The following is a 6,463-nucleotide window of genomic DNA, read 5'->3' as shown; positions in this document are numbered from 1 at the left end:
GCAAGGCAAAAATTTTGCTATTTAGTTGTTCTAAATGAGAAATTTTTAACGAAGCTAATATGCTATTTCACCCTTCAAATTGATTAGAGAATTAATTCACTTGGTATTAAATACAATACCGAGCAAACAAACTTGCAACGGTTGCAGCGGTTGGTTTGCCATGCTGCCAGTCGCCACCTTCAACGCCGCTACCTGCAATATCCATATGTACATACGGAATTGGCAATTCTGCATTACAACCATGCTTGTCTAAGCCACCAACAATTGCCAAAAATGCCATTGGAAATTGGTGACCACGAGCGGTAACCGCCGATGGAGCGTTGTTGCTCGATAGCACATCATCCGCAAGGGTGCGTGGTTTTACAAAGTCATAGTCTTCGCGTCGGCTACGCGATACTTCCGCGCAGTCAGCCCATAGGTCGCCCATATCTGCAATCTTGCGAGATACTTGTGCTGCTCGTGCAGGACCATTCTCAACATAGGCACTGTAAGGGCCCATGGCGCGCGCTGCATGACCTGTCAGTGTTGCAACCGTAAAGATCTCAGGGTTTTTCTCACCCAGAGCTAAGTCTTTCGCTTCGCTGAGTAAGTCACCCATCGCCAAGCGACCTTCCGCATCGGTGTTACCAATACGAACGCGAACGCCTTCTCTGCTCTCAATGATTTCATCCGGCACGAAACAGTCAGAACCAATCGAGTTACGAACCACGGCAAGATAGGCAATTACCTTAATACCTTTTGGTTGGTACTTAGCAACCGCTTCCATAAAACCAACCACTGACGCCGCACCGCCTTTATCACGGCTCATGCCGGCCATAAAACCGCCCACTTTCAAGTCTGCACCGCCAGTATCGTACACAAGACCTTTGCCAACAAAGATAAGAGTACGTTCGACGTCACCTTCAGGCTCGTATACCATTTTTACAACACGAGGATGGTGGCGCTCAACGGCGTAAGAGGCACGCGCTACCGTGCTTAACAGTGGATACTGTTCATCCATAATTTTACGATCAGCGATAACCTCAACGTTTACCGCTGAACCTTGAAATAGCTCAACACAGTAGTCAGCAAAACGAGGCGGTGCCATGCGCTCAGGTTCTGTGCCACACAGATCACGCGCAGCATATTGGCCTGCAGCGATTGCGCTTAGTTGATCGCAGCATTGTGATGACGCTTCAAAAACATAAATCGCTTCGATTGGTTCAATCACTTCGCCACGGTACTCACGTGCTTCTAATGGCTGCCATAAGCCTTGGCAAGCACCTAAAAAGCTGACTGCACGCGCATTTTCGTAACGAGCATCGGCAGGCACATTTACAACAGCAAGCACAGGTTTTACCGCACCAGCCGCTTTCGCTTCTAAAATACCAGCCTTTGCCGCTTCAAAGTAACGGCGAACGTCATCGTAATCTCTGTCGATTGGTCCGGTTGGCGCAATCACCAAGCGCTTGCCAGGTACTTTGTCTGAAACAAGCAGGCTTGCCTTTTGCGCAATGCGCGCATCTACAGCTAAAAATGGTGCAGCAACTTCGTCAAGCTCCGCACTGCCAAAGTTTTGAATATCATGAGTAACAACAACGATAGCATCTGCATCGCTTTCAAATAGGGTGTTACAAGGTAATGCGATTGGAAAAGACATAAAAACGGCCCTTTTCTATATTAGAATTAGGGCCGACTATAGGTGATTTGTGGTCAAGTTCCAAGGGAACTACGACATATCACGGGCTTCATCTGGTTTCGCTTTGGTTTTGCTGATCACAGACCAAGCTTCTAACATCACCAAAATACTGACCACCAGCACGATGACGTCAAGCACAACCAACAGCCAATTGCCTTTTTGGTAGTATTCACCTAGCTTGATCACTCCAGCAAAAAACGCCATCACCAGCACAAATACCATAGGGATCAAGGTGTACTTAGCGGGACGCCCTAGTTTGATAAGATACACTGAGATAACCAACAAGGTTAAGCTTGCCAAGATTTGGTTGGTTGAACCAAACAGCGGCCAAATCACCATACCACCACTACCCGATGCGCCACCAGCGCCAAAGGCGAGTAGCAAACAACATGCAACGGCCAACAAAGTCGCGATGATACCGTTGTTCAGGAACTTGATGTTATAGATCTCACCCCACTCTTGAATAATATAACGCTGAAGTCTAACGCCAGAATCCATGGTAGTGCCTGCAAAAAGTACAACCATAACGGCAAGTAAAGTTGATGCGATTTCGACTGGTAGTCCCCAGCCTGTACTGATAAGATTTGAGCCACCGTTAATAAAGGCTGATACACTGCCAGCACCAAGGTGGCTATAAATTTCGTGCCACTCTTCAGGTGATACTGCGAGCATCACACCACTCACGGCGACCAAAGTGATAAGTGCTAGTGAGCCTTCACCAACTGCACCTAAGTAGCCGACAAAACGACCGTCTTTTTCTTTGTCTAGTTGTTTTGAACTCGTTCCCGACGAAACAATACCGTGGAAACCTGATACCGCACCACAAGCAATAGTCACAAACAGCAAGGGGATAATACTCGGGGTGTTTTCTACCGTTTGGGTATTAAACGCAGGCGCAGTGATATCTGGCATGACAACAAATACCGCACCATAAAGCAGGATCAACCCCACTAACAGCTGCATGCCGTTAATAAAGTCACGAGGTTGTAATAGCATCCAAACCGGTAACAATGACGCTACGGCAGCATAGATAAACAGAATGATGATCCAATTGGCTTTGTCGCTTAAACCAAACATTTCGGTTGGTAAGGTAATCGGCATACTACTGCCCATATAAATGGTCGCGTAGAGCACAATAACCCCGATAATACAGAGCGGTACTAGCGGCACTTTTCGTTTCAGCAATTGGCCGATGATAAGTGCCACGACGATAGCAGACCAAGCGGGGAATACCGCATTTGGGTTACCCACGAAGGAGTTTGCGATCACCACGCCGAACACGGCATTTACCATGAGCAGTACAAGGAAGACCACTATCATAAACAATGAACGTGTGCGCTTGCCAATTACGCTTTCAGACAACGCGCCCATCGACTTGCCTTTATGGCGAGCACTTGCCCACAGCGCGCCCATATCGTGAACACCCGCAAAGAATATGGTACCGAATACAACCCAAAGCACTGCAGGCACCCAGCCCCAATAAACAGCGATGGCTGGACCTACAATTGGTGCAGCACCTGCGACTGAAGTAAAGTGATGCCCCCACAATACCACTTTGTTAGTGGGAACATAGTCCACGCCATCCTCAAGCTCATGAGCCGGCGTGACAAAGTTGTCATCCATTTTAAATATTTTTTCAGCAATAAATTTGGAATAGACAAACCATCCAAATAACATCCCTATGATGCCGAAGAGTACGATCATTATGGATTGCATAATGCTTACCTCTTGTTGTTGTTTTAATTACACGCAGTTCGCGTGATTAGTTTGTTGCACGACAACTTCGAAGCTAGCACAAAATAAACTAATTGCAGTTATCTTTTAGTCTAGGTAGGTCTGAATTAGCCATCAAAAAGTCCCAGTTGAGCTTGTGTGTTAGACTTTTCATTTAGCCCTAAGTGCAAGCCCACGAGGCGCACGGGTTTAAACTTTTGCCGTGCCATCGCTTCAATCAATAGCTCTTCGAAAACGGGCAAATCAATATGCTGGTATTGGCATTCTTTGGTGGTTTGGGTGAAATCGTAAAACTTCACTTTAACACCAAGCTTATTAAAGCCACGCTGTAAATAAGGCTGTGCTCGGCGAGTCAATTCAGGTAACAACTTTTCTTTTATGACTTGTTTTAAGGTATCAAGGTCGAGCGTGTCTTCTGCAAATGTGGTTTCAACGCCTATCGATTTACGCACTCTATCGGTCTCAACTCGGCGCTCATCAATACCTTGACAACGCCGCCATAATACAGCGCCAAACTTGCCAAATGACTGGCGTAACTGAGTTTCAGACAGTGCCTTAATATCTCGGCCATACTCAAGTCCCATGGCTAGCAAACGCTGTTGAGTCACTCTACCTACACCTGGAATTTTTTTAAGAGGTAACACATCAATAAAAGCGCTCACTTGGTGAGGCGGGATCACACACTGACCATTAGGCTTGTTTTCATCGCTGGCAATTTTGGCTAAAAACTTGATTGGCGCAATTCCCGCCGAAGCCGTAAGGCCCGTTTCTGCAAATATATCCGCTCGGATCTGCTCGGCGATAAGCGTTGCACTGCCATTACATTGCTGACACTCAGTGACGTCTAGATAGGCTTCATCCAAAGACAGTGGCTCAATTAGCTCAGTATAGCGGGTAAAAATAGCGCGAATTTGTTGCGATATTGCCTTATAGACCTCCATTCTCCCCGGTACAATCACCAGCTGAGGGCAGAGTTTTTTCGCTTGATAATTCGACATGGCCGAGCGCACGCCATATTGCCGAGCAATATAGTTAGCCGTGGATAGCACCCCACGATGACTCCGCCCACCAATCGCCATCGGCACCTTTGCAAGCTCGGGGTTATCGCGCATTTCTACCGATGCATAGAACGCGTCCATATCAATATGAATAAATTTACGCACGTTAAAACACTGTCTAAATAAACAGTGTTTATTATGTGCTAATTTTCCAACTGTTGCAATCTTGAACATAGGCCTTAGTGTTCTGGGCTATACTTGTGTGGATGTCTGTTGCAAGTTGCACTGCAAAACAGAGATAATGACCAAAATATCAAAGTAATTCAAAGTGCTTAACTACTTTGCTTTATTCTAAATTCATTAGTTTTCAATCAGGAGCCTGCATGAAGTACTCACGACTTGGTAGTAGCCCATTAGAAGTTTCGCGCATTTGTTTAGGAAGCATGACTTGGGGCGTACAAAACAACCAGCATGATGCCGACGAGCAAATCAATTATGCACTAAGCCGTGGTATTAACTTCATTGATACCGCTGAAATGTATGCGGTCCCTCCCTCACCTGAAACCTATGGTAAAACCGAAGCCATCATTGGCAATTGGCTAAAGCGGCACCAAGAAAAGCGCGAAAAGCTCGTGCTTGCAACCAAGATTGCAGGCAGCGGATTACCTTGGATCCGTGAAGGCGGTGCTATTACGGGACAATCTGTGATCCAAGCGGTGGACGATTCTTTAGCGCGCCTGAATACCGACTATATCGACCTCTACCAACTACATTGGCCAAACCGTACTTCACCGCATTTTGGTAAACAATGGCCTGGCATGGTGCCTTTGAGTGCGCTTGACCGCGAGGAAGAACGCGCTGGTATGCTAGATATTTTAGAAGGCTTAGCGAGCTGTATTCAAGCGGGTAAAATTCGCCATTGGGGCCTTTCTGATGATACGCCTTGGGGCATTCACACTTACCTTAATTTGGCAATGCAACACAACCTACCTAAGCCGGTTTCAATTCAAAATGAGTTTAGCTTGCTACATGCCAAAGATTGGCCTTACTTGATTGAGAGTTGCGTAAACGAAGATGTTGCCTATTTACCTTGGTCGCCGCTGGCTGGTGGGATGTTGAGCGGTAAATATTTAGGGGGTGCAAGACCTGAAGGCAGCCGCTTTACCTTAGTGCAAAGACAAGGCTTATTTAGAGATACGCAACTAGCACAAGAAGCCGTTGCAAAATATTTAGAAATCGCCAAAGAATTTAATATGACTGCAGCGCAACTGGCGCTAGCTTGGTGCAACCAAGTCGATGGCGTGACTTCAACTATTATCGGCGCGACAATCATGGCACAGCTTAAAGAAAATATTCAAGCGTTTGAACAACCGCTATGTGCAGAGTCTTTAGCCGAGATTGATACTGTATTTAAAGCGTACCCTGCTCCGTTTTAATATCTTCATTCGCGATACGCCGCTTTTACGCAGGCGTATCGTTTTGTAAACCCATTCTTGTTACCTAAATTGAAGTTAAAACCCCCATGCAAAGCTTAAACAACACCCCAGTCATTCCGCTTCAAGGCAGCTGCTTTACTAGAGAGACCACTCGCGCCATAGTCCTTAGAGGCAACGACATTCTTATGCTTTACACCAAACGTTATGACGATTACACCTTACCAGGTGGTGGCGTTAACGAGGGGGAAAGCTTAGAAGCAGCATTAGAGCGCGAGCTAAAAGAAGAAACTGGTGCAGTATCCATTACAGGTCTCACTCCTTTTGGTCGCTATGAAGAGTATCGTCCTTGGTATAAACCAGATCATGATAATGTACATATTATTTCTTATTGCTACGTTTGTGAGATCTGTGGCAAATTTGATCTGCCAACAATGGAGAATTACGAACTTGCTAATGGTATGAAACCTTTGTGGATTAACATAAATCAAGCCATAGCCCACAATGAAGCTAAACTTGCTGATGCAAATAACAAAGGGATGTCCATTTTGCGTGAATTAACTTTACTGAAACACATATCGGCGCAACTAATCACAGAATAATTCGTCTATTGAGGGAAC

Annotated in this window: 5 protein-coding genes; 2 read left to right on the top strand and 3 right to left on the bottom strand. The window is 45.9% G+C overall.

The features are described 5' to 3' along the window. Positions 1-106: 106 nt before the first annotated feature. From MHN32_RS20660 to dinB, 3 genes are all read right to left on the bottom strand, one after another. On the bottom strand, positions 107-1,639 hold the full coding sequence (locus MHN32_RS20660; RefSeq protein ID WP_239422669.1) for a leucyl aminopeptidase family protein: 1,533 nt from the start codon (positions 1,637-1,639) through the stop codon (positions 107-109). A gap of 69 nt (positions 1,640-1,708) precedes the next feature. After that, a complete protein-coding gene (locus tag MHN32_RS20655; RefSeq protein WP_010374688.1) occupies positions 1,709-3,394 on the bottom strand; it encodes a carbon starvation protein A in 1,686 nt (561 codons plus the stop codon). A gap of 125 nt (positions 3,395-3,519) precedes the next feature. Beyond that, complete coding sequence (gene dinB / locus MHN32_RS20650; RefSeq protein ID WP_239422668.1) at positions 3,520-4,644, bottom strand: DNA polymerase IV; 1,125 nt, start codon at positions 4,642-4,644, stop codon at positions 3,520-3,522. Between the two features lie 149 nt (positions 4,645-4,793). On the opposite strand from dinB, the gene MHN32_RS20645 reads away from it, so the two are divergent. Then, a complete protein-coding gene (locus MHN32_RS20645) occupies positions 4,794-5,846 on the top strand; it encodes an aldo/keto reductase (protein WP_206472138.1) in 1,053 nt (350 codons plus the stop codon). Between the two features lie 86 nt (positions 5,847-5,932). Next, positions 5,933-6,445: an NUDIX domain-containing protein gene (locus MHN32_RS20640; RefSeq protein ID WP_010605982.1), complete on the top strand. Its 513-nt coding sequence runs from the start codon at positions 5,933-5,935 to the stop codon at positions 6,443-6,445. The last annotated feature ends 18 nt before the right edge of the window (positions 6,446-6,463 follow it).

The organism is Pseudoalteromonas sp. Of11M-6, from assembly GCF_022347905.1.
Classification (GTDB): Bacteria; Pseudomonadota; Gammaproteobacteria; order Enterobacterales; family Alteromonadaceae; genus Pseudoalteromonas.
The sequence above is the reverse complement of the archived record's forward strand: the minus strand, read 5'-3'. Positions and strand labels throughout refer to the sequence as shown.

What these genes read in the sequence shown, in the direction of transcription:
- dinB (WP_239422668.1), bottom strand. Translation starts at nt 4,644, where the DNA reads ATGTTCAAGATTGCAACAGTTGGAAAATTAGCACATAATAAACACTGT.
- MHN32_RS20645 (WP_206472138.1), top strand. Translation starts at nt 4,794, where the DNA reads ATGAAGTACTCACGACTTGGTAGTAGCCCATTAGAAGTTTCGCGCATT.
- MHN32_RS20655 (WP_010374688.1), bottom strand. Translation starts at nt 3,394, where the DNA reads ATGCAATCCATAATGATCGTACTCTTCGGCATCATAGGGATGTTATTT.
- MHN32_RS20640 (WP_010605982.1), top strand. Translation starts at nt 5,933, where the DNA reads ATGCAAAGCTTAAACAACACCCCAGTCATTCCGCTTCAAGGCAGCTGC.
- MHN32_RS20660 (WP_239422669.1), bottom strand. Translation starts at nt 1,639, where the DNA reads ATGTCTTTTCCAATCGCATTACCTTGTAACACCCTATTTGAAAGCGAT.